The organism is Sporomusa sp. KB1 (assembly GCF_007830295.1).
GTDB lineage: Bacteria > Bacillota > Negativicutes > Sporomusales > Sporomusaceae > Sporomusa.
The window spans coordinates 5,155,873-5,180,170 of sequence record NZ_VLKC01000002.1; the positions used below are offsets into that span (position 1 = coordinate 5,155,873).

Genomic DNA, 24,298 nt, shown 5'->3' on the forward strand with positions numbered 1-24,298 from the left:
TGATTTTGGGGAGGCGCGGATCGGTAAGAATAGGCTCTGGTGGCTGTACCTGCCTATGTATTGCCTGTAGAAGGTGAAATCGGACAGCCTCAACGGAGTAATGATTGGCTAATTGGGCTTTCCGAACAGCACCCAAGACCGCTTCTTGGCCGTACTGAACAGTGAATTTTAGAATAGTAACGAAATCTCTGTCGGCGTTTTTCCCCGCCAAGCGATGCTTGAAATCCATAATCTCTGACGGAAGTCCGGCGTGGCGTACTGGTGCTGCATTGGTGACAGCGCGTGGTTTTTTCTCAAGCACCGGCAAATAATGAGCTAACTTNTAGGAAACAGCACCTCTTTTGTAAGAGCGTTGATGAGTCACAATCTTTGCTGATTTGTACCAAACCTCCACATTNAGAGGATATCCTTTAACAGTGACTTCCTGACCAATGAGGTGCACCGGTACAGAGTACTCGTTATGATCGAACTGTATCAAAGATCCNTCTCNCACTTTAGCTGGTTTTGTAATGGCNCATTCGAAGCTACTGTGCGGCAGAGACGTGAGACAGGCCTGTTCTTCTGCTAGCATAGTACCAACCAGTGCTGGACGGCTTTGGATTTTGTGAGTCAAGTAATCCTTGCTGTATTGATCCAAACAACTTTGCAGTTCTTCCCATGAATCTACGTGGGGAATTGGAACGAGGACATTACGCCGGGAGAATCCTACCAGATTCTCCACCAGACCTTTTTCATTACCCTGTCCTGGATTGCAGAACGTGCTGGCAAAGGCATAATGAGCTTTGAGATATTGAAAGGGCAATTGCTCCTGGGTAACGTGTCTGCCCCAGCCTTCCTTTACTGCAGTCTTTACGTTGTCATAGATTAGACGTCGGGGCACGCCGCCGAAAAATTCGAATGCCTTTCGATGGCCCATGAGAAAAGACTCATAACGTTGAGTTGGGAAGGCTGCTACAAAAATGGCCGCACTATGACAGAGGCGCATGCAAAAGAGTTGGACTACGGTACGTTGGCCTTTTATATACGCGATAGCCGTTCCCCAATCTACCTGGGCTGCTTCGCCTGGATCAAATTCAAGGGGGATATGTACCTTTGTTGTCTGCTTTAGCTGACGGACGAATTGACGAATGGTGGAGTATCCACCGGTAAAACCATGTTCTTTGCATAAACGATCATAAATTCGTTTGGCGGTGTGTCGCTGCTTGGGCAGATTATTTTGCCGGTCTTCTTCAAGATAGCTATTAATGATATCTTTGACCGGCCCGATTACTGGAAAACCACGCTGAGGGGTTTTGACGGTCAATGGCATGACCTCTCCTTCAACGTACTTTTTTACAGTATTTCTAGAAATACCGAGCCTTCTGGCAATTTCTCTTTGCGAAAGCCCTTCAACTGCGTAGGCATGTCTGATAAACTGGTATTGATCCACCTCGATCACCTCTAAAACCTCCTGTCGCTTTTGTCTCAGCAACTCTAGCATACAGGATTTTAATGGGGTCGGGGTGGCTCATTTTGACATTGTCATTTTGAGCCACTTTGGCTCACTTCTAGAATATCATTCACACTTTGGAAGAATCAGAATGCTCAATCAATCTTTCCCAGTCTGTTACGTCTAATATCCAAATATTATCTAGTGGTAAATCAAGAGGAAGCGTATAGCCAAAGGCATATGTAGTAGGTCTAAACACAACCACACAATAAAATTCAAGTCTTTTCGGCGACACTGTAATCACTTCAGAATCTTGGGCAATTATACCCCTGACTTCTCCCCAATTTCTCCGTTCTTGGAATTCATTAAATTGTTGTATCTCTCCTATAATTTCTTGCGAAATATCTTCTTTGAACTTAGGTGGTACCACTTTGACGATTAAAACCTTATTTTCATCTAACAAATATGATGAATCATTTTGGTTTGTAAGAAGTTTTTTTTCACCTTGTCCTAAAATTCCTAGTAAAGACTTATTAAGAGAACATACTTCCGTAGTTCGAAATCTAATATAATCCATTGCCTCCTCAAATAAAAACTGCTCAATCTCTCCTAGTTTTTCAGAACGAATAATTAAGCCATTAAACAAATTATAAAGAGCCTGGCAATGTATCTGTGGTAAAAGGTAAAAACCATTTCCACTTGTAAACCTAGCATATACCCAATGTTCCAATATGCTAGTAACGGGCTCCAGCCGTCTCGCTTGCCTACATGTTCCTTGATCAAGTATTATACTTTCCGGAACAGACTCTAGAGAGTCAAGATAAAATTCTCTAGAAAAGCTATCAAAAAAAGCTTGTGAAGGAACATGCATATTAGGCTGGTTTTCTACCCAAACTGGTTCTGATTTTAATTTGGCAAGCAGTCTAGTCTGAAACTCTAAGCTTTTTATAAATAGAAATTCCACCGGACTAGTCTTAGCTAATAAGTCTTTATGTGTCAGATTAATAAGGGTCCCTAGTCTGTTCAGTAGTTCATATGGTCGCTCTAAATCGCCATAAAAGAAATAGTATTTCTTTTGGTTATAGAAGTAGGGAATTAATTTAGATTGTTCAAAAGGTTGCCAGTCTTCTAATTGCGAAAAAATTACTTTGCTTTGCAAATCAAATGTAGTTAAAAAATTTTCATATTCTTCTCTTGATAAATGGTTATATTCAAATTCACTATTTTTTATTGAAAACATCACTTCCAATAAAATCTCGAATCTTTTCTGAAATCTTCGATTTGCAGGATGAATAGCGGAAACTTGTATCCATAAAAATATGTGCTCTGGATTAAATTGTTTCATCCAAGTCGAATTTTTTTCAACCATAACCCCTCCACTGATAAAACGTTGTTATTTTCTCTTTCCCATACATCAATAAGATTACTCATTTTCGCTTTTAATCGCCCTATATTCCCATATCCCCTTTGGAAATCGCAATAAGTATTCTTCCGAAGTATTATCAGGAATTGCAACTACTAAGAGCTTTCGAGGTCTTGTCATGGCTACATATACATTTCTTAATTCTTCATCAGCTGGTGTCAAGGTTGCAATTTGTTTTACAGTTGCCTTGCCCCTATTAGAAAGAGCCACCATTACAGCGTCATAGGTTTTCCCTTTTGCAGCGTGAATAGTTTCGACCATAATATCTTCAGATTGATTTTTTACAAAAAATGATGCCACACTTCTTGTTATTGGAGTTGTCTTTTTATAACTTAAATTTACTGTTCTCGCAAGCACTTTATTTAACAATGTCTGAGTCTGACTTTTCCACATTTCAATAGACATTGTTGTTACTGGTGCATTTTTTAGAATACTCCAGCACCTGATACGCCAAGCTTCTAATCCGATACTCTTGGCAATTTCCGTCTCTACATAGTTTACTCGATGAGCGTTACTTCCGTAATAAATTTTTCGTAGAGCGGTATCTGTGGAACGCATTGCAGCTTTGTAATTTTTTATATCTCGATAATACGTCGCCTGTGCAAAGTATCTAGTAATCTCGTCATTCCAGGGATTAAAGTCCGGTTCAACTTTTAAGATTTTACGTAGCATAGAATTTCCCCGGCATAAGATAGCAATCAAATCAGAGGAAATCTCGATTGAGTTTTCGTTACAAATATCCTTTAATTTGTCTTTAAGAAACTCCTCGTCGCCCCCAGCTTTATACATCAATAATATAGGCCTAGTTTTGGAAGCACTTGTATTCCCTACAGCAACAGTCGGTTCCTTAATGATGAAAAAGGATGCGTAGCATTACAAATTAGTTGCGAACTTCGCCTGTTCTCAGTTAGCTCTAGGGAGTTCCACTCGTTATCGGTATACTTATTCAAGAATATTTCGGGATCAGCATTTCTCCACTCATATATTGCCTGATCTGGATCGCCAATCAACGTAATTTCTTCTAAACCGTTTTGAATAAGCAGGTCTATCAATTTCATCTGAACTTGGCTAGTATCCTGGGCTTCATCAATAATTAATGTCGGAAATCGCTTCACTAAAGCTTTGGCTAATACTGGATAAGCATTTAATATTCGCATTGCCCAGTAAGCTGCATCTGATTGAGTAGCCAACCCTGCCTTAACAAACTGCATTTTTAACTCTATACATCGTGCCATTTTATATGGGCATGCGTCTTTACTGAATAATGGATCAGTATTGATAAGTTCTCCATCTTCATTATAAGTAAAATCCAATAGGTTACATCTTTTTTTATAACATTGATTGTGAGCTTTTCCCCAGCTCCATGCCAGAGGAAGTTCCCACCCAGCTTCACTTAATCCAACTATATTCGGGCGCGATTTACATTTCATAACCAAATGTCCGTAAGGAAGAAAAATCCACTTGTTAACAAAACTATCAATTGTCCCAAAAAAATGAGGATAACTAGGCACAATCGAATGTTTCGCTAACTTTAATATTATCTCTTCACTAGCCACATTAGTGAAAGATAAAGCGGCAATGCCAGCATTCGTTTGAGACCATGAACTTATCAGGCATGCCATTTTACATGCTACTGTATAGGTCTTCCCACTACCCGGGCAAGCTTTTAAAATATTTTTCCCTGTAGAGTCAATTACCGTTCTTTGTTGTATAGATAAAGTCGTCAGCACGGTACATCCCCCACACCTTCTATTTGCATTGGGCAAGCTTTCTTAAAGACTTCTTGCAAATAGGTTGGAATTATAAATTTATACTTGGCCGCTCCCTTTTCATCAACTTCTTCCATTTTTACTGCTAACTTCTGAGCAAATATACCTTTCTCTTTGCGAACTGCTAACCAAATTAAAATGGCCGCTTCCTCTTCTGATAAGACTTTTTCCTTTATTTTCTTCAATATCCATGTATGATTTTTAGGTTGCATAACAGCAAGAACTTTCATTATCACGTCAATGTTGTTGTTTGAAGCTTTCGCTAATTCATATTCAAATGTTTTAAAAGCAGTACTGACCGTAACAAACTTGGATTCACATCCTTTTACTTTGGTTGCTCTATCCGATGGTATTCCAATCCCAAGTTTTTCCATAACAGTCTTAATGTCAGCCTTTTTAAGCTTTAAATCATCGCCAGTAAGCTTTACTCCATTTGTTTCCGAGCCCTTCTCCTCATTAGTATCGTCATCGGTATCATCTGTACATCGATCATCATCCGTAACAACAATACAAGGAATATCGATCCTATTATCTTTTTCATTTGCGTTAAATAATTTTATAAATGGCTCAAAAGCAACTCCATCAATATTCACAATTTCAACAGCATTTTCATCTAGCGGACATCCTAATCTCTGGGCAAGAACAGGTAGTAATAAGGCCTCTGATATACCTTCCACAAGTATGACAGCCTTCGAAAAAAACAACTGTGATTTTGTTACATCAAGGTATCGTTTTAGATCTGCCTTCTCATCATTATTTAGTGGACAATTTGACAGTGAAGTTACTGCTACATTTCCCAAACGATCCTCATGAAAGACCATTATATTGTCGATTTGTGCCTTGGATGTTAACGTTGGTGAATGTGATGTAATAAACAGTTGTATCGGCGAATCGTCTGTCCCATTTTGTAATCGATTTGTAAAGAAGTTAAAGAGTAGATCTTGTAATTGAGGGTGCAAATGTGCCTCTGGCTCTTCTATAAGTAACGCATTGTATGTGTAAGATTCAATATTTTTTCGTTCAATTAAATCTCCTAAAACTGTGGCTATATAAATGATATTATTATAACCAAGTCCGTTTTGATGAAGATCAAAGGTAAAATTGGCATGTTCTAGCAGAACGTTATAAAAATCCTGACCAACTAATTCGCTCGATACATCAGTTAGGTTTATTAATACTTTTCCGTTCAAATTCTCAATAGGGCATTCTTTTACATGGTATTTAATTGTGAGGTACTTCCATTCACTCTCATCGAATTGCAGCTTAAGAGACTTCTTGCCTGTAACTAAAAGTGTTTGGAGAGAATCCGCGATTTTATTAAAATCGGGTGGCATAAGACCAATTTGTACATTCTGCTTTAGTCTCCGTTTCTCAATTTCTTTCAGGTTTCCATTGATTATCTCTCCGGTCTTTATTACTGGACTTTCTTGGATTATTTTCCGATTTGCTTGTTTAACATGCTCAAGAATAGACCGTTTATCATCATCACCGGCTACTACTTTTCGTAGCAGTTGCCCCAACCGATTTCCCTTTCCCGGTCGCAGATCACTTTCTGCATCGCGTAAAGCCCCTAGAAACACGTGATTTAAAAGTTCTAAAACTTGAAAACTAATACTTTGCCCTTCAAGCTCTCCTCCCCAGACGGTTGTCTTAATCCGTTCTACGCCTTGCAACTTCACATCACGTTCATAACGAATGTGCAATTGTGCGGTAACTTCCGCTTCCTTTATCACTAACATTTCGTAAAATGTAGCCTGTTCTTTTTCTGATAGAGCCGCAAATGTTAGGTCAAGCGTAATTACGTTTGCCGGTTCACCTATTTTATTTATGTAAAAATCCTGAGGCGTGACATAGAGATCTCTCCGACCGCCCCCTAGAGAGAAAGCCAATCTCAATGCGTCAATAGTGGCCGTTTTTCCAATGTTGTTTTCACCAATAATTACATTTATATCAGGCTTAAAATATATTTGAATTCCTTGGTCATCAAAACATCGATAATTTTTAATTGTCAGCTTTTGCAGATACATTTTATGCACACACCTTTTCCTCATCTGACAAACAAGAGCCCTGTTCACAGATCATCAACATTATATATCAAACGAATTAATACATGGTAATTAATCTTAGCAACTTTTCATTAGACAAATACTCAAATGCCAAAATCATTTTCACCTTTAAATCCCGATCATCCGCTTCAAATTCTAGAGCCAAATTAAATTTATAAGTATGATGCTGTTCAATATAAACTAAATTGAATAGATAGTTTTCCTTAATTTTTTTTTGTATTAACAGTTCTAATTTATCTTTAGTAATATCAATTAAGTTTGCTTTTTTAAATTTTCCTGTTTTTTCACTTAATAGATATTCTAATTTTTTATCTTCAACAAGTACATTTAAATCATTTAAATCATGAATATCAGCGGTTATTGTGTTTAAAGCAAATGTATTATCTCTTTCAAATCCTTTAATTACGTTTCGTTCAATCTTATATGATAAAAAAGTACTGTAAGCAATGTCTGGTAGACTATAACATTCAAAACCGTTTTCTTCAAAAGCATATCCCAAGAAATTTTCATTCTGAATATTGTCCGGGTCAGGTCCATGGGTCATTATTATTTTCTTCTTGTGCTTTATAAATGTTGACCCAAGAATATGTGATATATATTCTTTTAATCCGGAGCTAAATGTCATATCTGCAAATCCAAAGAATGGCTCATAGCCTTCTAACTTAGCAACTATATTATCCATCACTGTATCTGCTAAATTATTAATATAAACACAAAAAAACTGATTGCTGTGCTGAAATTTACACTCATGTATTACTTTGAGCTCTTCTAATAAAATATTGCGTAAAAGCTTTTGATTAGAAATAATATCAATATAATCTCCAGTTAAAACACTATGGCTACTATCGAATGTAAATAGAGGTAAAATTTTATCCCAAACATCCTGCGCATACCAACTACGATCAATTTTTGAACTATCGAAAACAAGTAATAATTCTTTTTTGTGAAGTTGAGGTGTTAAACAATTTTTCAAATCATCATAATTGATTCTTTTGGAACGTAACATTGTTTTCATTACTGGAAAAAAATGCGATATTTCTTGGTATACATCACTAGGGCTAAGTGAGAACCTATCTGTCATCACTTCCCAAAATATATTTCCTCGTGCGTTAAACGTAAAAATCATTGCAATCCCCCTGCCAATCATAATCGCCCTATTTGTTCCCGAGCATTTCATATGAACTCACCATACAAATGCAGTCAAAATTATGTAGAATAATTGCGAAAATTTACATATAATTTAAAGTTCATCATTTATCCATTCTTTTCCTTCACTGCTCAAGCCTATTAATTAGTAATAAAACGGCTTACGATGTGCAGCCACACGTTTTGGTGATTGCTCATCGTAAGCCGTTAACATATAAATCATAACCGCACCTTAAAATGCATGATATTGTCTCCCGCATTGAATATCGGGCTATCCCTTAAAGGGATTGTCCGGTTCTTTTACGCTATCCGTTATTTTGTCGATATCTTCCTGTTCTCGGATATATTTCTTGATTATTTCCTCATTGATACCGACCTTGCTCACATAGTACCCCTTACACCAGAAATGCCTGCTGCCAAATTTGTATTTGAGGTTTCCAAACTGTTCGAAAATCATGAGTGAACTCTTGCCCGTGAGGTAACCCATTATCTGTGCTACGCTGTATTTAGGCGGTATCCTTAAATACATGCGTATGTGGTCTATACATGCGTTTGCCTCAACTATTTCGATCCCTTTGTATTGGCATAGTTTCCGGAATATCGCCCCAATTTCTTTTCTGTACTTTCCGTATATGATTTTTTCTTCTGAATCTCGGGGCCCATACTATGTGGTATCTACAGTTCCACCTTGTATGTTCCTGACTTGCATCCATCCTGTTCCCTCTCCTTTGCATTGTTTTGAAGACAGTATCACTTCAATTCTAGAGCAAAAGAGAGCTTTTTTGTCTCTACCACATCGGCTTCGCCTTTTTTGAACTCCCACGCATAGCGTGGGGTTTTCGGCTGCGCATAAAAAAACCTTACCCAATTTATGGGTAAGGTTTTGACCTTATAATTATTAAAATAAATTATGCCTCTAAAACGGTAGCAACTAACTTCCAATGATCACCATCGCTCGGATTGGGATCAGCTAAGCTAGCAACAAAATATACATTATCAAGCGAATAATCTCCATCTTCTATATCTTGATACTGCATTACAAAGATAGGGTCGGTAACTTTTATATACCGATAACTTCGCCCCATATATGTAAAGCATGCTGTAATCTTTGGCCGTGTGTTTCCATCCCATCGCTTAACATTAATTTTAGTATCTAAAGGCCTAATTAATGCTAATGAGTATTTATTGCCATCGCTAATAGCTTGTATTTCTCCTGGAGTAACCTTCTTATCGTTATTATAAAATAGCTCTCCATGAAAGTCTGTCGGGTGAAGGTCTATAATCTCATCAATATCTGCTCGTCCAGTTTTTACCCAATAATAAGAACTATCCATAGTATAATTCTCTGGCTGGTAATCATTAGGTGTATGAGCTGTCCATTTAATGCTCACTTTATCCAATACTTGGGGACTTGTCCCATCTTCATACTTCATGTCTTCATCCGTAACCGCATGCTGCCTAGCTGCATCATCTGATACTATTCGAACCCACTCTCCCGTTGTGGTGTCAATACCAGCAGTGCAGTAACCGCCACCTTTCCAGGATTTAGCCATAAGGATAATTTCTTTTTCCATAAAATCGCCCTCCACTTAGCTGTGGGCGGCCTCTTTTTCTTCATATCCTACAAAACCAATTTCTTCGTTTTTACGCCGATATGCTTCTTCAATCATTGCTTTCTCATCTAAAGGCTCTCCCAATTGATCTGCAAACATATTAACTTCCGGGAAATACGTCTTTAACAAAACCTTTTCCAATTCATGTTGTGTCATAGTCTTACAATCATGGTCAATGTGTACGACTTCAAAACCGGCATCGGCTAATCCCTTGCCTACTAAAATACTCCTATGACACTCAATTGCCCATTTTTCTGTACACATCAAAGCTATTATAAATCCTGCTTGCAAGCCTTTATTAATACGCTCAATGCCGCACATAAACAGTTCAGACTTACGAGTACGCTCGAAATCAAGATAACCGGAAGGCGAATATAAACTCTGCTCCTCGCGTCTCGCGCCAAATTCATCGCCCATAAAGACATACTGAACAGAATTCCGTTTCAAAAAACGATTTAATTCCTCTTTATTATATTGTGGAGCATGTCGGCTATAAGGAACACTCCGTACATCTACGATGCAAGAGATGCCAAATTTTTGGATAATACTTAAAAAAAATGCGCTGGAGACAGTTGAATGTCCCAGGGTATAAATCTTTTTAGCATTCGTCACTGCTTCCGCGCCCCCTTTTTTTGATCTTACGTTCATTATATCACCAAATTCGCTACACAGTACCGATCAAAGATGAACAATTCTCAATCCATTAATCTTTTCTGCCAAATATTCAGCAAGTAACCTGCGATGACATTGTTTAGGTGTTGGTTCGCTACAAAGTAAACAGGCTCCATCAAATAAGCTGTTATCTAATTGATTGAGAGAAGCACGTTCCTCCAGAATATAAGCATATTCGGTTTCGTATTCCCGCCAACTTATTTTTTTACCTTTATACCCATCCAACAGCTGCTTAGTCGGAGCAAATTCCGGCAAATGAATATACTCAATATCCGCTATCGCTTTAAGAAAATACGCTAAATCTGCCTTCTTGGTGTATCCTGCAAGCTGTGAGACATTATTCAGTCGGATATCAATTACGCGCTTAACTCCATTCTTGTGTAGGAGCGTAAAAAACTCCTGCGCCGTTTTTTTCCCAAATCCGATTGTGTAGAGAATCATATTACCCCTGCCTTTACAACCAACATAACCAATACTATTTCCTCAAGCCATCATCTTATGTATTATTCACATCGGGATGAAGGCCCTTGGAAAAATTGATCTTCACAAGGTTGTCCTCGTGGCTTAAGAAACCTGGTTCGAGTCCGCAAACCTGCTCAATAAAATCAGATTGCAATGCAATCTTTTCTACCAAATCCCTACGGGATTTAATTCCATGCTCTGTTATTAATTTTACAGCCTGCTGCAGAAGTACTGGTTTTTCAGTTTCCAATTGGTCATCATAAGGTTCGGCTTTCCGCCATCTCTGCCGAGAGATTTGCTTCCATAAATAAGTAGATCGTTCTTCTGAAATCAGCTCTAATCTTTCGCAACGCATAATCATTGCCTGAACGGATATCTTCCATTTTGGTTTTAGCAGTAATAGCTGGTTAAGCGCCGTTGAGAACACATCTTTTTCGAAGCCTCCCAGAGGCATCAAAAATGCATTTGCAAACCACTTTGCCTCATCTTCAAGTTCTTTAAGATGTTGTTCAATTTCTTCTGCATCATGGAACAACAAGTGGCATAACTCGTGGGCCACACTCATTCTCATACGTACAGCATTATTGGACTTGCTAACGAAAATGTATGGCCTACCCTGTTCCCAAAATGAAAAAGCATCTAACTTATCATCCAATGAAAGAACAATGACCACTACACCCCGTTTTTCAAGTATCCTGGTGAGGTTGCCTATCGGTCCAAGACCGAGGTCCCACTCACGTCGCACAAGCTTTGCCAATGTTTCCATATTTCTTTCTGTACGTACATCAAGTGCTTCAGAATTTTTTATCTTAGCAAACAACGGATCGACTGCCGGAAGCTTTACATAGGAATCAAGTGCCGGTATCACCTCGCGAGTTACCCATATCGATTGCAACATAGCTGTTTCGCGCATTGATTTAGTAGCGGCTTGGAAACTTCTGAAATATTCTTGGCTGCGAATTGGAGTGTCATTATATGGTTTATAGTAATAGGACGTAGGCATTTGATATATCTGTTGCATCTTAAGCAAGTTTTCTGGACTCGGTGGCACATTGCCTAGTTCATACTGTGATATCATTTGTCTACTTAGACCGATTAAATCAGCAATTTCCTTAATAGAAAGTCCTTTAGCAAGACGAGCATCCCGTAAACGCTGGGGAAGCAGGCCATTGGAGCTAGTCTTCACTTTCTCCCGCACTTTTTTCTCCTACCCTTCTTGCATTGTCTAACAATTCAACTAACATTTCATCATGGTCTTTTGCACTTATATATCCATATGGACCACGTTCCAACGGCAACGCAGCCAACCATGATTTTGCACCTGGAATGCCAACTCTGCCAAATTGAAATTCATTTTTACCACGGTCCCCATATGTAGCAAGAAACCCTTGTTTTATATTAGGATTTTTTTCTATTACATATTCAGAAAAAAGAGGAATGCTAATATCAAAAATATTATCCCGAAAGGTTGACGATGGAGGAATAGCGTTAGGCGCATCAACACGAGCCAGCAATAGAATAACGCCCTCACCATTAAGCTCTACATGGTGGCAATTTTTAATAGAGTTAGTTGGAAAAGAACAATGGAAAGGTAATATTCCTTTGGAACACCAAAGTTGTGCTGTCCGAGCACTAGCTGCACGAAGAATATCTGGCCGGATATCTCTAGCCACAGGATTTTCAGTTAGCCATTTTTCGCGCTGGATAAGCTCATTCGTTATAGTATAGGCTTCATCAAACATTCCTCGAATAGCATTCCGTACTTCCTGGGGAAAGGCTGCCTTTAAATGGGCTTCATGATACTCATACACTTAAAATATCACCTGCTTTCAAAATTGGTCTTTAAAAAAATTATGACACTTTTTCTTTAATTTGTCAATTAAAAAGAGATAACCTGAACATAAAGATAATTATATTGACATAGTCTGCTGCGCAGTTCGCGGCTCCCTTGCTGCCGGCAGGCCCGTTCGCACGGGGCGCGGCGGCGCGGGTTTGGCCGCCGTGGCCGGTGCGCTCCCCTGGCAAGCTTACTATCGCCACCGGCCAGGCTTACGATGTGCAGCCGCGTGGTTTTGGCGGCTGCTCATTGTAAGCCGTTGATTGAGTTGCAAGCACCGGACTGTCGCTTCCCCCTCCCGTTTATTCGGTCGGGAGGGGGATTAAGGGGGTGGGTTCCCTGGAGCGGAGCCGGGCCGTCTGGTGCCGCCGCCGTCTGATTGCCTCCCGGCTAGTGAAGGGCCCTGCCGCGGCCGCGTACCCCCCAATTTGTTCGGCCGCTCCTTAGCGGGGGGTTTGGGGGGTAGTCCTTCCCGCTAGGGCGCCCGGAGTCCTCCCTTCCCCCCGAATTTCAATCGCGGCCCACAGCTTGGACGGCAACGCCATTCAGGAGGGATGGGGGGCTCGGGGGGAAGGGAGGACGGAGAGTGGACACAGGCTTTTCGTGTCCACGGGGCGGGACGGGCGCGGCCACGGCAGGGTACGAACGGTTTGCTCGCCACCTGGCCAGGCGAGTGGCACCAGGTGGCCCGGCAGAGCGGTTGGTTGCCCCCGTTCTCCGGGCTACGTACTTTGTTTTCCGTTCCCGGCGATCGGCAGGACGCCCGGCTGGGTCGGCCGGTGGTGTTTCGGCCGGGCCTGCCGGAGTGGCCTGCCGGGGCCCCGCGCAGCTGTGCGGGGCCAGCCGACGTTCCCCGCAGTCCGGGCGCGAGTGATAAGGAGTGCTCCGGTCTGCCTTCCCTGCCCAGACTATGAACAGACGCCCGGCAGGATACGACTCTAAGCGTAGCGGTGGCTGAACGGGAGCGGATGAGGAGAGTGCAGCGCCAGCGGAACGCCGCAAGGAGCGGACGGGCAGCCATAGAGTGGTATCCGTCTTTTGGGCACTGAGCGGAGCAGCCCGAGGACGGCAGGCGGAAGACGCGTCAGCGGCTGCAGCGCCGCCCGCAGGGATGCGGAGCGGGCCTCATATCTGCAAATATTTTAGAGGATGGCAATTGTGAAGATTTCTTCGCGATTGCCATCCTCTTTGCTTGTAGTGGCACCTATTCGGTATAATACCGGATCACATACTCCCTAAAATTAACGGCGGCTTTAGACAAATACCGCCTTTCATTCCAGGCGAGAAAAAGCGTATTGGGGTAGGTAAGTTCCTTGTTTTTAACAAAGGTAAGCGGCAGGGCAACCTCTTTACTGAAGGGTTCCGGCAGAAACGAAATGCCCAGTCCGGCATGAACCAAATTCCTTATTGCGCTGATTTCATCGCATTCGCACACTATTTTGGGGACAAAGCCGGCTTTTTCAAACAGCTCATCACAGCGTTTCCGAATGCTGTGATTTTCTTTTAGCAGTACGAAGGATTCACCGGCAAGATCGGCAAGCGAAATCGTCCGGCAATTGCCGAAAGAATGCCCTGGCGGCGCCGCCAGCAGCAACTCTTCCGACAGCAGTTCAACACTGGCAACATCAGCGCATTGAATGGTCTGATTAATAAAACCGAAGTCAACATCCCCCGCTGCCAGGAGCTCCAGCTTGGTTTCATCCTCTGACAACTGCATAATGCGAAAACGCATTAAGGGGTGCTGGCTGACAAAAGAACCGATCATGTTACTGAAATCCTCATCCAGGCACGTTGTGGCAATCGACAAGGTGCCGTGCTCCATTCCCGCCAAATCCGCAAGCTCCTGACGGCCTTGCGTCAGAGTAGCCAGCGCCGTATTCACACTTTTAAGAAAAGCCCGCCCATACGAATTAAGGGCAATGCCGCGGTTTAACCGGTCGAATAAAGGCACTCCCAGGTCCTCTTCCAGACGGGCAATGGTCATGCTGAGGGCTGGCTGGGCAATGTGCAGTTCGTGAGCGGCTTTGGTCATATGTTCCGTACGGGCAACGACCTGAAAGTATTTGAGCTGCAATAATTCCATACAAGTGTCTCCTCCGCTCTCAATATATCCTAAGTTATGGTTATATATTATAACATATATTTTAATTTATCAATTATACCATTTATAATACGAACTGTGACAATACGGGATTATGCAGCACTTACTACCGGGAGGTGAACATCAATATGCTGCTTATTACAGCTTAGGCTGTGCAACATCAATTCCGGACATGTGTGAATGTCAGATCGAGAAGGAGAACAAAACAGGTGATGAATACTAAAAAAACCGTACTCCTAGCAGGAATTATCCTTGTTTCCTTTTGCTTGAGAACCCCGCTGACGGCCGTGGGACCGCTTGTCGACCTAATCCGGGCTGATCTTGCCATTTCCAATGGTCTGGCCGGCTTCCTGACAGCATTGCCTTTACTTGTTTTTGCCGCTTTTTCGCCAGCTTCTTCCATGTTAGGCAGCAAAATCGGCAATGAACTTACTATCCTGATCGGCCTGCTGATTTTAACAGCAGGCGTACTCTTCCGCTCGGCTGGCGGGACTGCCGCCTTGCTGGCCGGAACCTTTTTTATCGGGCTGGGCATTGTCGCCGGCAATGTCCTCATCCCCAGCATAATCAAACAAAAGTTCCCGGACAAAGTTGGGATTGTAACCAGTGCTTACAGTGTTTCCATGTTTATTTCAGGCGGTCTTGCCTCCGGGCTCAGCATCCCTCTTGCCGACGGTCTGCACTTAGGCTGGCGCTATACACTGGACGCTTCGGCTGTGCTTGTCCTGGCCGCCCTGCTGCTGTGGCTGCCGCAGCTCCGGCAGCCTAACCCTGCCGCCTTGCGGAAAGCTGCTGCTGCCCCCGCCTCCATTTGGCGCTCCCCGTTGGCCTGGCAAGTTTCGCTCTTCATGGGGCTGCAGTCGTTTCTCTTCTATTGCGTAGTCGCCTGGCTGCCCGCGATCCTCCGCAGCTACGGCATCAATGCGGCGACGGCCGGCTGGATGCTGACCTTTTACCAAATCTGCGCTATTCCCGCCAGCTTCATCGCGCCTGTGTTCGCCGACCGCTGCAGCGATCAGCGCGGAATTACCGTCGTCGTATGTCTGATCTATTTAGCCGGCATGCTGATCTTTTTCCTGGGCAGCGGCTTTTTCCTGCTATTGCTGGGAATCGCACTGATTGCCACCGGGTCCGGAGCAAGCATCAGCCTGGCATTTACGTTTATTTGCCTGCGCACCAGCAGCGCTGGACAAGCCTCCGAGCTGTCCGGCATGTCACAGTCAGTAGGCTATTTGCTGGCAGCCACTGGCCCGGCACTGCTTGGCTTTTTGTTTGACTACTCCCAAACCTGGACATCCTCCATCGTCCTATGGATATTGGCCACCGTGCTCCTGCTCTATTTCGGCTTGTGTGCAGGCAAAGACCGTTATGTTTTCCCCAGGGAACAAGCTGAGAATGCACTAAAAGAAGAAGAGGTGAAACCATGTTAAAAAAAGCCGCACTGCATATCCTGTTTCATACCTGGAAGCAGGGAAGCTTCTCCGTTCTGTTCTGGGACGGAGACCGGAAAAACTACGGAAAAGAGCCACCGGCATTTACCGTCATCTTTCATAAAGAACCGCAGCTAACCATTACGGATGACCTCATCCTTACACTGGGTGAGTCGTATATGGATGGAACGGTCGACATTGAAGGCCCTATGGACGAAGTACTGCGGGTTCTTTCCCGCAACACGCCCGGACGGGAACCTGCTTCAAAGAATACGGCCAGACAGATTACTAAAAAAAGCAACCCCGGGATACAAAGCGAACAACAAAACATCCACCACCATTACGACATCGGCAACGACTTTTTTTCCCTTTGGCTCGATGACACCATGAGCTATTCCTGCGGCTATTTCAAAACATCACAGGATACGCTGCAACAAGCGCAGCTGCAGAAGATGGACCATATCCTGAAAAAATTAAATCTGAAGCCTGATGAAACCCTACTGGACACTGGCAGTGGCTGGGGCGCCCTGATACTGCATGCCGCCCAGCATTATCAGGTAAGAGCGACTGGCATTACCTTAAGCACAGACCAATACCGCTATACACAGCAGCGTATCCAGGAACTGGGGCTGGAAAACCGGGTGGATGTCCGGTTGCTCAACTACCAAAGCATCGATGCCGCCCAAATGCGTTTTGATAAAATCGTCAGTGTGGGTATGTTTGAGCATGTTGGCCAGGACAATTTACCGTTATACCTGGACAAGGTTCAGGAATTATTGTCACCAGGCGGCATGTTCTTACTGCACACCATCACGGGCCTGTGAAACTACGGCAAACTCCTGGATGGGAAAGTACATTTTCCCCGGCGGCTATGTTCCTTCCTTACGTGAAACCATCTGGATTTCACCGGAAAATCAGCTGCACCTGCTGCAGGCGGAAAGCCTGCGCTTGCATTACGCCCTGACCCTGGAACGGTGGCATGAGAACTTTATGCAGCATATCGCCGCGATCAGGCAAAGACACGATGAACGCTTCATACGGATGTGGAGTTTATATTTACGCGGTTGCGCAGCCGCCTTCCGGGTATCCGGGCTTGATATCTACCAGCTGCTATTTACCAAAGATCTGAATAACAGTATCCCGTTAACCTATGACCATGTATACGGCAGCCGTTAACAGATAGGGTTCTTCCTGCGGGACGCCAAGTACGTTTATGGAAAAGAGGTAGTGAAAAATGATTGATCTGAAAAAAATTGTTGTTGCCTACGACAGCTCCGAACACAGCAGGCAGGCATTGAACTGGGCCATCCACATGGCGCAGCTCGCGCATGCTACAATCGACGTGATCATGGTCCTGGTGCCTTCCGCCATCAGTACACGGTCCGCCGGTGCCTATGCATCCCCGGAAGTAAGAGAAGCAGCGGAACAGGAAATTAAGCTGATTCTTTCAGAAGTCCAGGCTGTTTGTGAGTCAAACGGCGTTGAGGCCACAACTCATTCGCTCTTTGGCAATGCCGTCAAAGAAATTCTGCTTCATGCCGATTCCTGCCGGGCTGACATGATTATCTGCGGTACCAGGGGGCTGGGCAGCTTTGCCGGCTTATTGCTGGGCAGTGTGGCGCGTACTCTGGTAACGTACGCCAAAATCCCCGTAATGGTAATTAAATAGCGAAACTGAAATAAAAAAAGAAGAGTTTCTCAGAACTCTTCCGGCTTTCCCCACAAAACACAGCAGCACGCCCCACCAGCGTGCTGCTGTCCTTCCTGCAAAAGATTAAATTAATAACCGTCAGTTCACCTTACGGCGGTGACACTTACAGACCGGTATCTGTCATCCGGTACCACACCGGCCAATTGCCCGGCTTTATGCGTCTGCGGTTCATTGCGAAAACACCGGTTCTTGGCCGGAAGTCCAGGCGCAGGCTCTTCCCGGATGCAGTTTTCTTCCTCCGGCTCCACCGCCTCAATCCGTTCCATAGCCGCCGGCGGCGGACCGTACACTGTTTTTAAGATCATTTCTTTGTGACCTCCATCCTTTCAACGCAGCTGCACATCTGATTGATTGCGCTGGTCAGTTCGGTCAGACGCTTTTCCAGTCTGACCAAAAGATAGAAGGCCACCACCATGGGAAAACCGTAGGTCGCCGTCAGGCGGGCCATTTCTTCCATTTGCAGGGCCTCCTCTCAGCCTTAGCTTAGGTTAACTCGGTAATCGCCAGCTGACGGATCTGCGCCTCCTTGACACTCATCAGATCGCCACCGGTACTGGAAAATACATTCTTGGCAATGATGGTGTTCATCACCGCCTGCACCTCGGCCAGCGTCAGGCCGTCCTTCGGGTCCTTGACCGCCACCGTGACCTCTTTGCCGCTTTCCGTGGCAAAAATCATTTCCAGCGTTTTGGTATTGGTATCAGCCATTAGGTATTCCTCCTTCCCTCAATGTTTCGCTACACTGCCAGGACTTACTCGCTCAGTAAATAAGCATTGTCCACCCGCGCAATATCCACCAGCGGATACGCCTGCAGCCCCATCAAAGCCACAGCGACATCAAACAAATCCTGGTCTGTGGCCGATGGCTTGCCGGGATAATTCCGGGTCACGTACGCCGGACTGCCGGCAGACGTGATGCCCTTTTGCAGCTTAATGGCAATCGTGCTGTTTTGCGGCACTTTTACTATCGCCATTCCGTTTTGCCTCCTTCCCGATTGTCCCACGCAAAAGGCACACCCCGGGAGGTGTGCCTTCTACGCCTGGAACGGATTATGACAAGCGCGGCCTATGGCCACGCGGGTCACCAACGATTACCCGTTCCAGGGGCAATATTTCATTTTGTATTTATCATAAATACATTTCGCAAATATGTCAAGAGTTATCTACCGGCATATTGAGTAATTGCCGTGGAAATAGCAATTGCCGCCCCCAGTTGCCCGGCATAAGCCGTCAACAATTGCCGGTCCTGCTCATGGGAAACAAACGCAACCTCCACCAAAACCGCCGGGCACTGCGTTTCCCGCAACACCTGAAAGTTTGCTTCCTTAACGCCCCGGTCGGCAGTATTCAGCTCCGCCACTAGTCGCCTCTGTATCAGGCTTGCCAATCTTCGCCCCTGTTCGCTCCCCGGAAAATGATAGACCTCTGTCCCACGGGCAGCGGGATTGGCCACACTGTTGGCATGGATGCTGATAAACAGGTCGGCCTGATGTACATTGGCCAGCTCTGCCCGGAAGGCGAGATCATCGGTGGCAATATCGCCGCTACGGGTTAGTAAGACTTCATATCCCTGCTCCTCAAGCTGCTCTGCCAATAGTCTGGCTATGGCCAGCACCACATCACACTCCCGCACACCGCCGGCGCAAGCCCCCGGCTCCACCGGACCGGAATGGCCGGGATCAAGGACTATCTTCATAAACCTTCCCTCCTATCCAAATTCAATTGCTGTTCATCATACCTGGTCCGTCAGCTAACCAGGCCGGGCCAATCCCGGCCTGTCCAAAAACTCCACATCCCGGACCACCACCTCGGTCACTTTCCGCCGCTGACCGTCCGCTCCCTCCAGCTGCCGGGTATGCAGCCGGCCTTCAATGGCCACCCGCCGGCCGCCTTCCCCCGCCTGGCCAATTTGCTCCGCCAGCGTATCCCAGGCCACACAGTCAATCGCATCGGTTTCCTCCCGTACTTTCGTCTTAAAAGCGACGGTCAAAGAAAAAGAACAAACCGCCTTGCCACTCATGGTATAACGCATGTCCAGGTCCGGGGACAAGCTTCCCACCAGAAAGACCTTATTCATGCCCGTCCTCCCCCTTGTTGTCCACATAGTCACAGGCTCTACTACTATTATTGGTTTACGTTTATAAATAAAGTTTACGTTTAAATAATGTATTCAGGTTGCCAATCATAATGATTGACAAACCCGGTTTTGCCATTCCATTTGCCATTCATTATGATTGGCAAATGGGCTTTACCAGGGCCAGGCGCGGTTTATCCACAGGGTTATCAACAGATTTATCCACAGCCTTACCACTTAATGCTTGCAGTTCATAATACGGCGCCAGCCGGCCTGGGCGGGGCGTATGAACGAGCAGCCCGGCCACCACCAACTCACTCCTGGCCCGCGACAACGTCGCATAGCTGTAACCCAGAAATCCCAGCAGCGTACTGGCCGCCAGCGTCAGCCGGGGCGGCCATCCGGCCCGGTTGAACAAATGCAGCAACACATTCCACAAAGCCTGGGCCTCACTCGACAGCGGCCGCACCAGCAGCCTGGCATAAAACGCATTGATTTCGGTAATGTAATTCATGGCCCCGCCCACTTCCACCGGTTAAAGACAGCTTGTTTCCGGTGCCCTTTCACGGCAGGATGCGCTTTAAACCGGCCGTATCCACACCCGTCTTGGCGCTGGTCCGCCGCCGCAGCCACTCATTGGCGGCCTCCACATGAATAATAAAACGGTTCCCCTCTTTCGACGCCGGAAAATCCGGCAGATAGCAAAACTCCCGTACCCGGTTCTGACCGATACCGGTCATGGCCGCAAACTCCTTGACCGTAACCACCAGCTTGGTGTTTGTCATAAACAATCCCTCCCACAAACTGATCATTGCAATATTAACATTGCATTATGTAATAATTATAAGTGAGGCTTTACTATTTTTCAATACATTTTGCAATTTTATATTTACAAATCGCAATACACTGAGTACAATGTGGGTAGCAGCTCTTTTTAGTGTGTGCAAATAAAATGTGATGGTGTGTGAAAAAACATGAGCAAAGAACTAGGAAAACGCCTGCGCGCCGCCCGTGAACAGCTCCATATGTCCCAGGCCGCTCTGGCCGAGGCCATCGGCGCCGGCAATCAGTCCACAGTAGCCGGCTGGGAACGGGGCCGGACCGAACCGGACGGCGAGACACTGGCCCGGCTGGCTGTCATCTTAAAAGTTTCAACCGATCATTTACTTGGCCTCGACTCAGATGTTATGTCCCTGCCAGCCGACGTGACCGATCTGGCCAAAGACATTGCCAGCCTGTCACCAGCCGACCGGGCCGTCATCGAAAAAATCGTGGCAGCCTTAAAAGCTGAAGACAAAGACAAGGTTGTCCCTGGTTAACCGGTGGATTCGCAATATGTTGTATCCCGGCGGCAAGCGCCGGAAATGAAAAAGCGGCCGAGTGGCGGCCGCTGATAACTACATAGGACTTAAAATAAAAAGGATGGTGTGTGAGTATGGCGCATGTGGCAGAATGCCTGCGTGCCTCCGGGACGCCGCCATAACAGGGGGACAAGCCCTGCGGCAAATGACTGGAGCAATCGTCAACAAAGGAGGTGTGTGATATGAAACAAAGTAACTATGGCAAAGGCAGTATTTATCAACGACAGTATGGTCGCTCGATGGGTAAGGACCTGCCCGCTAAAAGCAAAGGGACTGACGCCATTCACGGCCTGACTGCCCAATCAAGCTAGGCTGTGCCTGTAATTCGTTGCAAACCGCATGCGGTGGCAACGGGTTATACAACAACAGTGCACAGCCGCCCTTGCCACCGAACAAAATTGTAAGGTGGTGTGTGCTCATGGCAAAACGGTCCAATGGCGAAGGAACCATTTGCAAACGGTCCGACGGCCGCTGGATGCTCTCGATCATGCTCGGGCGGGACCATAAGACCGGCAAAGTGATCCGCAAATACTGCTACGGCAAGACCAAAAGCGAAGTGCTCCAAAAGAAAGAAGCCCTGTTCGAACAACGCAAAGGGCCGGTCTACATCGACGCCGATAAAATCACCGTCGGCCAGTGGGTGGAAAAATGGCTGACCATCTACGCTAAAGCCAGTGTCCGGGAAAATACCTACGCCGGCTACCGTTCGGTCGTCGAAACCCACATCCTGCCCATCCTAGGCGGCATAAAACTGCAAAAACTCAGGGGGATTGATATTCAGCATATGGTCAATCAGATTAAAGATAACGGCGGCAGCCCGCGCCTGGCGGAACTTACCTTTGCCGTCCTGCGCATTGCCCTAAACAAAGCCTTTCATGAGGAAATCCTGCACCGGCTGCCGTTTAAAACGGTTGCACTGCCCAAGAAGCGGCGCAAGGAATTTATACCGCTGACCCAGCTGGAATGGATGAACCTGTTCGCGGCTGCCGAACCGGATGAAGAAATGTATACCGCCCTGTCGCTCGAATGGGCCACCGGCATCAGCCGCTCCGAACTGCTGGGATTAAAGTGGATAGACTTTAATTTCAGCACCGATACCGTCAGCATCCGTCGGGCCGCGATCATCACTGATCACGGTACCAAACTCGATGATACCAAAACAGCTGCCCGTCAGCGCGTCCTGCCCCTGCCGGAAGTCACCATGCAGCAAATCCGGCTGCACCAGGAGCGCCAGAAGCTATTTATCCGGGCTAACAAAAAAACCTGGGCAAACAACGAACTGGTATTTCCCGATCTCAACGGTAAACTTCAGGACCCTCGCCGTTGGTCCAAACAATTTCAAAAGATCGCCCAACAGGCAAATCTCGCGATCACCTTTCATAAACTCCGGCACGACCATGCCAGCCGGCTTTCCGAAAACGGCACCAGCATCAAGGACGCCCAATACCGGCTCGGCCACAGCACTACCCAGATGCTTCTCAATGTCTATACCCACAGGATATCCGGCGGCCAGGAAAAAATCGCCTTATGGCTCAATTCTTCCTTTCCGGCTGCCCCGACCGACCATGAAACACCACTGCAATGAAAATGTACAAAAAGCAATTCGACCGTGTTGTTGTCACGGTTGTTGTCAAATTGCTATAAAAACGACAAAAAAGGCTTTACGAAAGTATCGTAAAACCTTTGAAATATCTATGGCGACCCCGGCAGGATTCGAACCTGCGACCTTTTGATTCGTAGTCAAAAGGTATTGCCATGTTTACAAAAAATTATGTTCTGATTATACCTCACAACCCGCGTAAAATCAACAGGTATCTTTTATATATTTTAAAATTTATTTTTATATTTTATCTGTTTTAACCTGTTTTTTGTCCCTTATATCACTCCATAAGGTGCAAAATAAGGGACAATTTGCTTTTGGGAAATTAATTATTTCCCGGTATTTTTGACTTTAATTTTTGTTATTTTTCTATAAACCATCTTCCTTCAACACAAAATAAATACACCTGCTTATTTGCAATCCAGCAAGTATATCGCATACCATACCCGCCCGCTTTGAGTGATGCTGCAGGACGCGCATCAAGGACTTTATCAACTTCGAATTTCCGTCCATCTTCCCAGTGAAGTAGAATCGGCCTGATGTTACCCTTTGTGTCATGCTCGGCTGTTATTTTTACGAATATTTTATGTTTGTTAGGGGTATCGGTTGTGGGCATAAGGAACCTCCTTACAGAACATTTGTTTGTGTTTATTATAGAACAAACGTTTGCTATTGACAAGCGGCAATATTTGCTTAAAAACGCAAGTAAATAAAAAAATCAGCCTACCAGGCGAACCTGGCAGGCGGCAGTGGTTAAAATAGCAAAAATAATTTATTCACGGCGCGTTTATACATGATCTGTCCGCCGTTTACTTCCTTTAAATTAGTATTGAGATGCGCTTGCACATCGACAGCAGCATCCTTACTAAAGTTCCGTTGGGCAGATACCGGCAAATACCAGTCACTATCATGTACACCAATACCGGCACCAACATACCAATTTTTATAATTATTTACCTTGAAAATGCCTACATCCCAGTTGGATTCAGGCGTTTTCTGCTCATTCTGCACAACCAGGGTTCGGTCCGTTTTTTCAAGTGCCAGCGGCGGCAGCGAGTTGTCCTGCTGGTTTATCTGCTCAGTTATCTTTTCGGCTGCAGTCTGGACAGTTGGGGCCTGTACAATAAATTTTACTTCCGGCTGTAGTTTCCCGACCTGGGCATCTGCAACAGCCTTGGCCAGCAGTTCCGCATTTTGTTTTGATATTTTAAGCTCATTTTGCAAAACGTTGATATCCTCTGCCTGTTTGGCCGTCATTGTAACGGCCTGCTGCAGTCGCGCTTCTTGGGCCGCATTATGCTGGTATAGCAAATACCCAGCCACTACCAACAATAAAACAGCGCCAAGCATAACAGCCTGGCGCTTGGTTAAACTAAACATACCTCCAACCCCTTCTATTAAGCGCCGCGTTATGTGGCGCTATTTTTATATCCACCCGGCTAGATGCGCAATGCCGACAGCGGCCATCAACGCTACCAGTACACCTAACCAAACCTGCCATTTTTCAAAGTTATGCTTTTCGGCCACGGCTTCTACCGCATCATCGGCCTTATGTCCAGCATTGTCCAATTTTTTCTGTACTTGTTTGATCTCGGTTCTCATGT

Annotated in this window: 29 protein-coding genes and 2 pseudogenes; 7 read left to right on the forward strand and 24 right to left on the reverse strand. The window is 45.1% G+C overall.

Translation table 11 applies throughout. The features are described 5' to 3' along the window. From istA to SALPA_RS27740, 13 genes and pseudogenes are all read right to left on the reverse strand, one after another. On the reverse strand, nt 1-1,438 hold a 1,438-nt coding region (istA, locus tag SALPA_RS27680; RefSeq protein WP_186451260.1), incomplete at its 3' end, for an IS21 family transposase. A 121-nt stretch (nt 1,439-1,559) separates the two neighbouring features. Further along, a complete protein-coding gene (locus SALPA_RS27685; RefSeq protein WP_145101581.1) occupies nt 1,560-2,798 on the reverse strand; it encodes a hypothetical protein in 1,239 nt (412 codons plus the stop codon). A 54-nt stretch (nt 2,799-2,852) separates the two neighbouring features. After that, entirely contained in the window at nt 2,853-3,641 is a 789-nt protein-coding gene (locus tag SALPA_RS27690; protein WP_145101583.1) for a 3'-5' exonuclease, read from the reverse strand. A gap of 38 nt (nt 3,642-3,679) precedes the next feature. Continuing rightward, nucleotides 3,680-4,582: a UvrD-helicase domain-containing protein gene (locus SALPA_RS27695; protein ID WP_186451262.1), complete on the reverse strand. Its 903-nt coding sequence runs from the start codon at nt 4,580-4,582 to the stop codon at nt 3,680-3,682. Further along, the gene (locus SALPA_RS27700) at nt 4,576-6,648 is read right to left on the reverse strand and encodes an ATP-dependent endonuclease (protein WP_186451263.1); all 2,073 of its coding nucleotides are present in this window, start codon (nt 6,646-6,648) and stop codon (nt 4,576-4,578) included. The genes SALPA_RS27695 and SALPA_RS27700 overlap by 7 nt, the downstream gene beginning before the upstream one ends. Nucleotides 6,649-6,724: 76 nt before the next feature. After that, a complete protein-coding gene (locus SALPA_RS27705; RefSeq protein ID WP_145101588.1) occupies nt 6,725-7,813 on the reverse strand; it encodes a hypothetical protein in 1,089 nt (362 codons plus the stop codon). A gap of 291 nt (nt 7,814-8,104) precedes the next feature. Then, nucleotides 8,105-8,546, reverse strand: a pseudogene (gene tnpA, locus SALPA_RS27710) (IS200/IS605 family transposase). A 195-nt stretch (nt 8,547-8,741) separates the two neighbouring features. Continuing rightward, nucleotides 8,742-9,407 carry a hypothetical protein gene (locus SALPA_RS27715; RefSeq protein ID WP_145101590.1) on the reverse strand — a complete coding sequence of 222 codons (666 nt, stop codon included), beginning with the start codon at nt 9,405-9,407 and terminating at the stop codon, nt 8,742-8,744. A gap of 15 nt (nt 9,408-9,422) precedes the next feature. After that, nucleotides 9,423-10,058 carry a DUF488 family protein gene (locus tag SALPA_RS27720; protein ID WP_145101592.1) on the reverse strand — a complete coding sequence of 212 codons (636 nt, stop codon included), beginning with the start codon at nt 10,056-10,058 and terminating at the stop codon, nt 9,423-9,425. A 66-nt stretch (nt 10,059-10,124) separates the two neighbouring features. Then, nucleotides 10,125-10,559 carry a DUF488 family protein gene (locus SALPA_RS27725; protein WP_145101594.1) on the reverse strand — a complete coding sequence of 145 codons (435 nt, stop codon included), beginning with the start codon at nt 10,557-10,559 and terminating at the stop codon, nt 10,125-10,127. Between the two features lie 55 nt (nt 10,560-10,614). Next, complete coding sequence (locus SALPA_RS27730) at nt 10,615-11,778, reverse strand: XRE family transcriptional regulator (protein WP_145101596.1); 1,164 nt, start codon at nt 11,776-11,778, stop codon at nt 10,615-10,617. After that, nucleotides 11,756-12,322: a hypothetical protein gene (locus SALPA_RS27735; protein ID WP_222428145.1), complete on the reverse strand. Its 567-nt coding sequence runs from the start codon at nt 12,320-12,322 to the stop codon at nt 11,756-11,758. Before SALPA_RS27735 ends, SALPA_RS27730 begins: the two co-directional genes overlap by 23 nt. 1,299 nt (nt 12,323-13,621) lie before the next feature. Beyond that, entirely contained in the window at nt 13,622-14,500 is an 879-nt protein-coding gene (locus tag SALPA_RS27740) for a LysR family transcriptional regulator (protein ID WP_145101600.1), read from the reverse strand. A 112-nt stretch (nt 14,501-14,612) separates the two neighbouring features. On the opposite strand from SALPA_RS27740, the gene SALPA_RS31755 reads away from it, so the two are divergent. From SALPA_RS31755 to SALPA_RS27755, 4 genes and pseudogenes are all read left to right on the forward strand, one after another. After that, the gene (locus tag SALPA_RS31755; protein WP_255451393.1) at nt 14,613-14,741 is read left to right on the forward strand and encodes a hypothetical protein; all 129 of its coding nucleotides are present in this window, start codon (nt 14,613-14,615) and stop codon (nt 14,739-14,741) included. Next, nucleotides 14,731-15,948, forward strand: a complete 1,218-nt coding sequence (locus tag SALPA_RS27745) for an MFS transporter (protein WP_145101602.1) — start codon at nt 14,731-14,733, stop codon at nt 15,946-15,948. The genes SALPA_RS31755 and SALPA_RS27745 overlap by 11 nt, the downstream gene beginning before the upstream one ends. Before the next feature lie 209 nt (nt 15,949-16,157). Next, nucleotides 16,158-17,124: pseudogene (locus SALPA_RS27750) on the forward strand (class I SAM-dependent methyltransferase). A gap of 58 nt (nt 17,125-17,182) precedes the next feature. Next, complete coding sequence (locus tag SALPA_RS27755; RefSeq protein ID WP_145101604.1) at nt 17,183-17,617, forward strand: universal stress protein; 435 nt, start codon at nt 17,183-17,185, stop codon at nt 17,615-17,617. 125 nt (nt 17,618-17,742) lie between these two features. On the opposite strand, the gene SALPA_RS27760 is transcribed toward SALPA_RS27755, so the two are convergent. The 8 genes from SALPA_RS27760 to SALPA_RS27795 all read right to left on the reverse strand — a co-directional run bounded on the left by SALPA_RS27760 (nt 17,743) and on the right by SALPA_RS27795 (nt 20,518). Then, nucleotides 17,743-17,964 (reverse strand): hypothetical protein, encoded by a 222-nt coding sequence (locus SALPA_RS27760; protein ID WP_145101606.1) that lies wholly within the window; start codon nt 17,962-17,964, stop codon nt 17,743-17,745. Then, entirely contained in the window at nt 17,961-18,116 is a 156-nt protein-coding gene (locus SALPA_RS27765) for a YvrJ family protein (protein ID WP_083945765.1), read from the reverse strand. Before SALPA_RS27765 ends, SALPA_RS27760 begins: the two co-directional genes overlap by 4 nt. 26 nt (nt 18,117-18,142) lie before the next feature. Then, nucleotides 18,143-18,367: a DUF2922 domain-containing protein gene (locus SALPA_RS27770; protein WP_145101609.1), complete on the reverse strand. Its 225-nt coding sequence runs from the start codon at nt 18,365-18,367 to the stop codon at nt 18,143-18,145. A 44-nt stretch (nt 18,368-18,411) separates the two neighbouring features. Continuing rightward, entirely contained in the window at nt 18,412-18,663 is a 252-nt protein-coding gene (locus tag SALPA_RS27775; protein ID WP_145101611.1) for a DUF1659 domain-containing protein, read from the reverse strand. A 155-nt stretch (nt 18,664-18,818) separates the two neighbouring features. Further along, nucleotides 18,819-19,355, reverse strand: coding sequence for an N-acetylmuramoyl-L-alanine amidase (locus tag SALPA_RS27780; RefSeq protein WP_145101612.1), 537 nt, complete (start codon nt 19,353-19,355; stop codon nt 18,819-18,821). 54 nt (nt 19,356-19,409) lie between these two features. After that, nucleotides 19,410-19,736, reverse strand: coding sequence for a single-stranded DNA-binding protein (locus SALPA_RS27785; protein ID WP_186451265.1), 327 nt, complete (start codon nt 19,734-19,736; stop codon nt 19,410-19,412). A gap of 151 nt (nt 19,737-19,887) precedes the next feature. Beyond that, a complete protein-coding gene (locus SALPA_RS27790; RefSeq protein ID WP_145101616.1) occupies nt 19,888-20,247 on the reverse strand; it encodes a hypothetical protein in 360 nt (119 codons plus the stop codon). Between the two features lie 49 nt (nt 20,248-20,296). Continuing rightward, nucleotides 20,297-20,518, reverse strand: coding sequence for a helix-turn-helix domain-containing protein (locus tag SALPA_RS27795; RefSeq protein WP_093797755.1), 222 nt, complete (start codon nt 20,516-20,518; stop codon nt 20,297-20,299). Between the two features lie 189 nt (nt 20,519-20,707). Between SALPA_RS27795 and SALPA_RS27800 the strand changes: the two genes are divergently transcribed. The 3 genes from SALPA_RS27800 to SALPA_RS27805 all read left to right on the forward strand — a co-directional run bounded on the left by SALPA_RS27800 (nt 20,708) and on the right by SALPA_RS27805 (nt 22,679). Further along, entirely contained in the window at nt 20,708-21,052 is a 345-nt protein-coding gene (locus SALPA_RS27800; RefSeq protein WP_145101618.1) for a helix-turn-helix transcriptional regulator, read from the forward strand. Between the two features lie 224 nt (nt 21,053-21,276). Further along, nucleotides 21,277-21,405, forward strand: a complete 129-nt coding sequence (locus tag SALPA_RS31760; protein ID WP_255451394.1) for a hypothetical protein — start codon at nt 21,277-21,279, stop codon at nt 21,403-21,405. A gap of 107 nt (nt 21,406-21,512) precedes the next feature. Continuing rightward, nucleotides 21,513-22,679, forward strand: coding sequence for a site-specific integrase (locus SALPA_RS27805; RefSeq protein WP_145101620.1), 1,167 nt, complete (start codon nt 21,513-21,515; stop codon nt 22,677-22,679). Between the two features lie 376 nt (nt 22,680-23,055). Here SALPA_RS27805 and SALPA_RS27815 read toward each other — a convergent pair whose 3' ends face one another. The 3 genes from SALPA_RS27815 to SALPA_RS27825 form a co-directional block, all read right to left on the reverse strand. Continuing rightward, nucleotides 23,056-23,310, reverse strand: a complete 255-nt coding sequence (locus SALPA_RS27815) for a hypothetical protein (protein ID WP_145101622.1) — start codon at nt 23,308-23,310, stop codon at nt 23,056-23,058. Nucleotides 23,311-23,447: 137 nt separating this feature from the next. Next, on the reverse strand, nt 23,448-24,074 hold the full coding sequence (locus SALPA_RS27820; protein ID WP_145101624.1) for a hypothetical protein: 627 nt from the start codon (nt 24,072-24,074) through the stop codon (nt 23,448-23,450). Between the two features lie 45 nt (nt 24,075-24,119). Next, nucleotides 24,120-24,296, reverse strand: a complete 177-nt coding sequence (locus SALPA_RS27825) for a hypothetical protein (RefSeq protein ID WP_255451395.1) — start codon at nt 24,294-24,296, stop codon at nt 24,120-24,122. Nucleotides 24,297-24,298: the final 2 nt, after the last annotated feature.

Coding starts and splice junctions, on each gene's coding strand:
- SALPA_RS27685 (WP_145101581.1), bottom strand. CDS start 2,798: ATGGTTGAAAAAAATTCGACTTGGATGAAACAATTTAATCCAGAGCAC.
- SALPA_RS27690 (WP_145101583.1), bottom strand. CDS start 3,641: ATGTATAAAGCTGGGGGCGACGAGGAGTTTCTTAAAGACAAATTAAAG.
- SALPA_RS27700 (WP_186451263.1), bottom strand. CDS start 6,648: ATGTATCTGCAAAAGCTGACAATTAAAAATTATCGATGTTTTGATGAC.
- SALPA_RS27705 (WP_145101588.1), bottom strand. CDS start 7,813: ATGATTTTTACGTTTAACGCACGAGGAAATATATTTTGGGAAGTGATG.
- SALPA_RS27715 (WP_145101590.1), bottom strand. CDS start 9,407: ATGGAAAAAGAAATTATCCTTATGGCTAAATCCTGGAAAGGTGGCGGT.
- SALPA_RS27725 (WP_145101594.1), bottom strand. CDS start 10,559: ATGATTCTCTACACAATCGGATTTGGGAAAAAAACGGCGCAGGAGTTT.
- SALPA_RS27735 (WP_222428145.1), bottom strand. CDS start 12,322: ATGTTTGATGAAGCCTATACTATAACGAATGAGCTTATCCAGCGCGAA.
- SALPA_RS27740 (WP_145101600.1), bottom strand. CDS start 14,500: ATGGAATTATTGCAGCTCAAATACTTTCAGGTCGTTGCCCGTACGGAA.
- SALPA_RS31755 (WP_255451393.1), top strand. CDS start 14,613: ATGCAGCACTTACTACCGGGAGGTGAACATCAATATGCTGCTTATTAC.
- SALPA_RS27745 (WP_145101602.1), top strand. CDS start 14,731: ATGAATACTAAAAAAACCGTACTCCTAGCAGGAATTATCCTTGTTTCC.
- SALPA_RS27755 (WP_145101604.1), top strand. CDS start 17,183: ATGATTGATCTGAAAAAAATTGTTGTTGCCTACGACAGCTCCGAACAC.
- SALPA_RS27760 (WP_145101606.1), bottom strand. CDS start 17,964: ATGATCTTAAAAACAGTGTACGGTCCGCCGCCGGCGGCTATGGAACGG.
- SALPA_RS27765 (WP_083945765.1), bottom strand. CDS start 18,116: ATGGAAGAAATGGCCCGCCTGACGGCGACCTACGGTTTTCCCATGGTG.
- SALPA_RS27770 (WP_145101609.1), bottom strand. CDS start 18,367: ATGGCTGATACCAATACCAAAACGCTGGAAATGATTTTTGCCACGGAA.
- SALPA_RS27780 (WP_145101612.1), bottom strand. CDS start 19,355: ATGAAGATAGTCCTTGATCCCGGCCATTCCGGTCCGGTGGAGCCGGGG.
- SALPA_RS27785 (WP_186451265.1), bottom strand. CDS start 19,736: ATGAATAAGGTCTTTCTGGTGGGAAGCTTGTCCCCGGACCTGGACATG.
- SALPA_RS27790 (WP_145101616.1), bottom strand. CDS start 20,247: ATGAATTACATTACCGAAATCAATGCGTTTTATGCCAGGCTGCTGGTG.
- SALPA_RS27795 (WP_093797755.1), bottom strand. CDS start 20,518: ATGACAAACACCAAGCTGGTGGTTACGGTCAAGGAGTTTGCGGCCATG.
- SALPA_RS27800 (WP_145101618.1), top strand. CDS start 20,708: ATGAGCAAAGAACTAGGAAAACGCCTGCGCGCCGCCCGTGAACAGCTC.
- SALPA_RS31760 (WP_255451394.1), top strand. CDS start 21,277: ATGAAACAAAGTAACTATGGCAAAGGCAGTATTTATCAACGACAGTAT.
- SALPA_RS27805 (WP_145101620.1), top strand. CDS start 21,513: ATGGCAAAACGGTCCAATGGCGAAGGAACCATTTGCAAACGGTCCGAC.
- SALPA_RS27815 (WP_145101622.1), bottom strand. CDS start 23,310: ATGCCCACAACCGATACCCCTAACAAACATAAAATATTCGTAAAAATA.
- SALPA_RS27820 (WP_145101624.1), bottom strand. CDS start 24,074: ATGTTTAGTTTAACCAAGCGCCAGGCTGTTATGCTTGGCGCTGTTTTA.
- SALPA_RS27825 (WP_255451395.1), bottom strand. CDS start 24,296: ATGAGAACCGAGATCAAACAAGTACAGAAAAAATTGGACAATGCTGGA.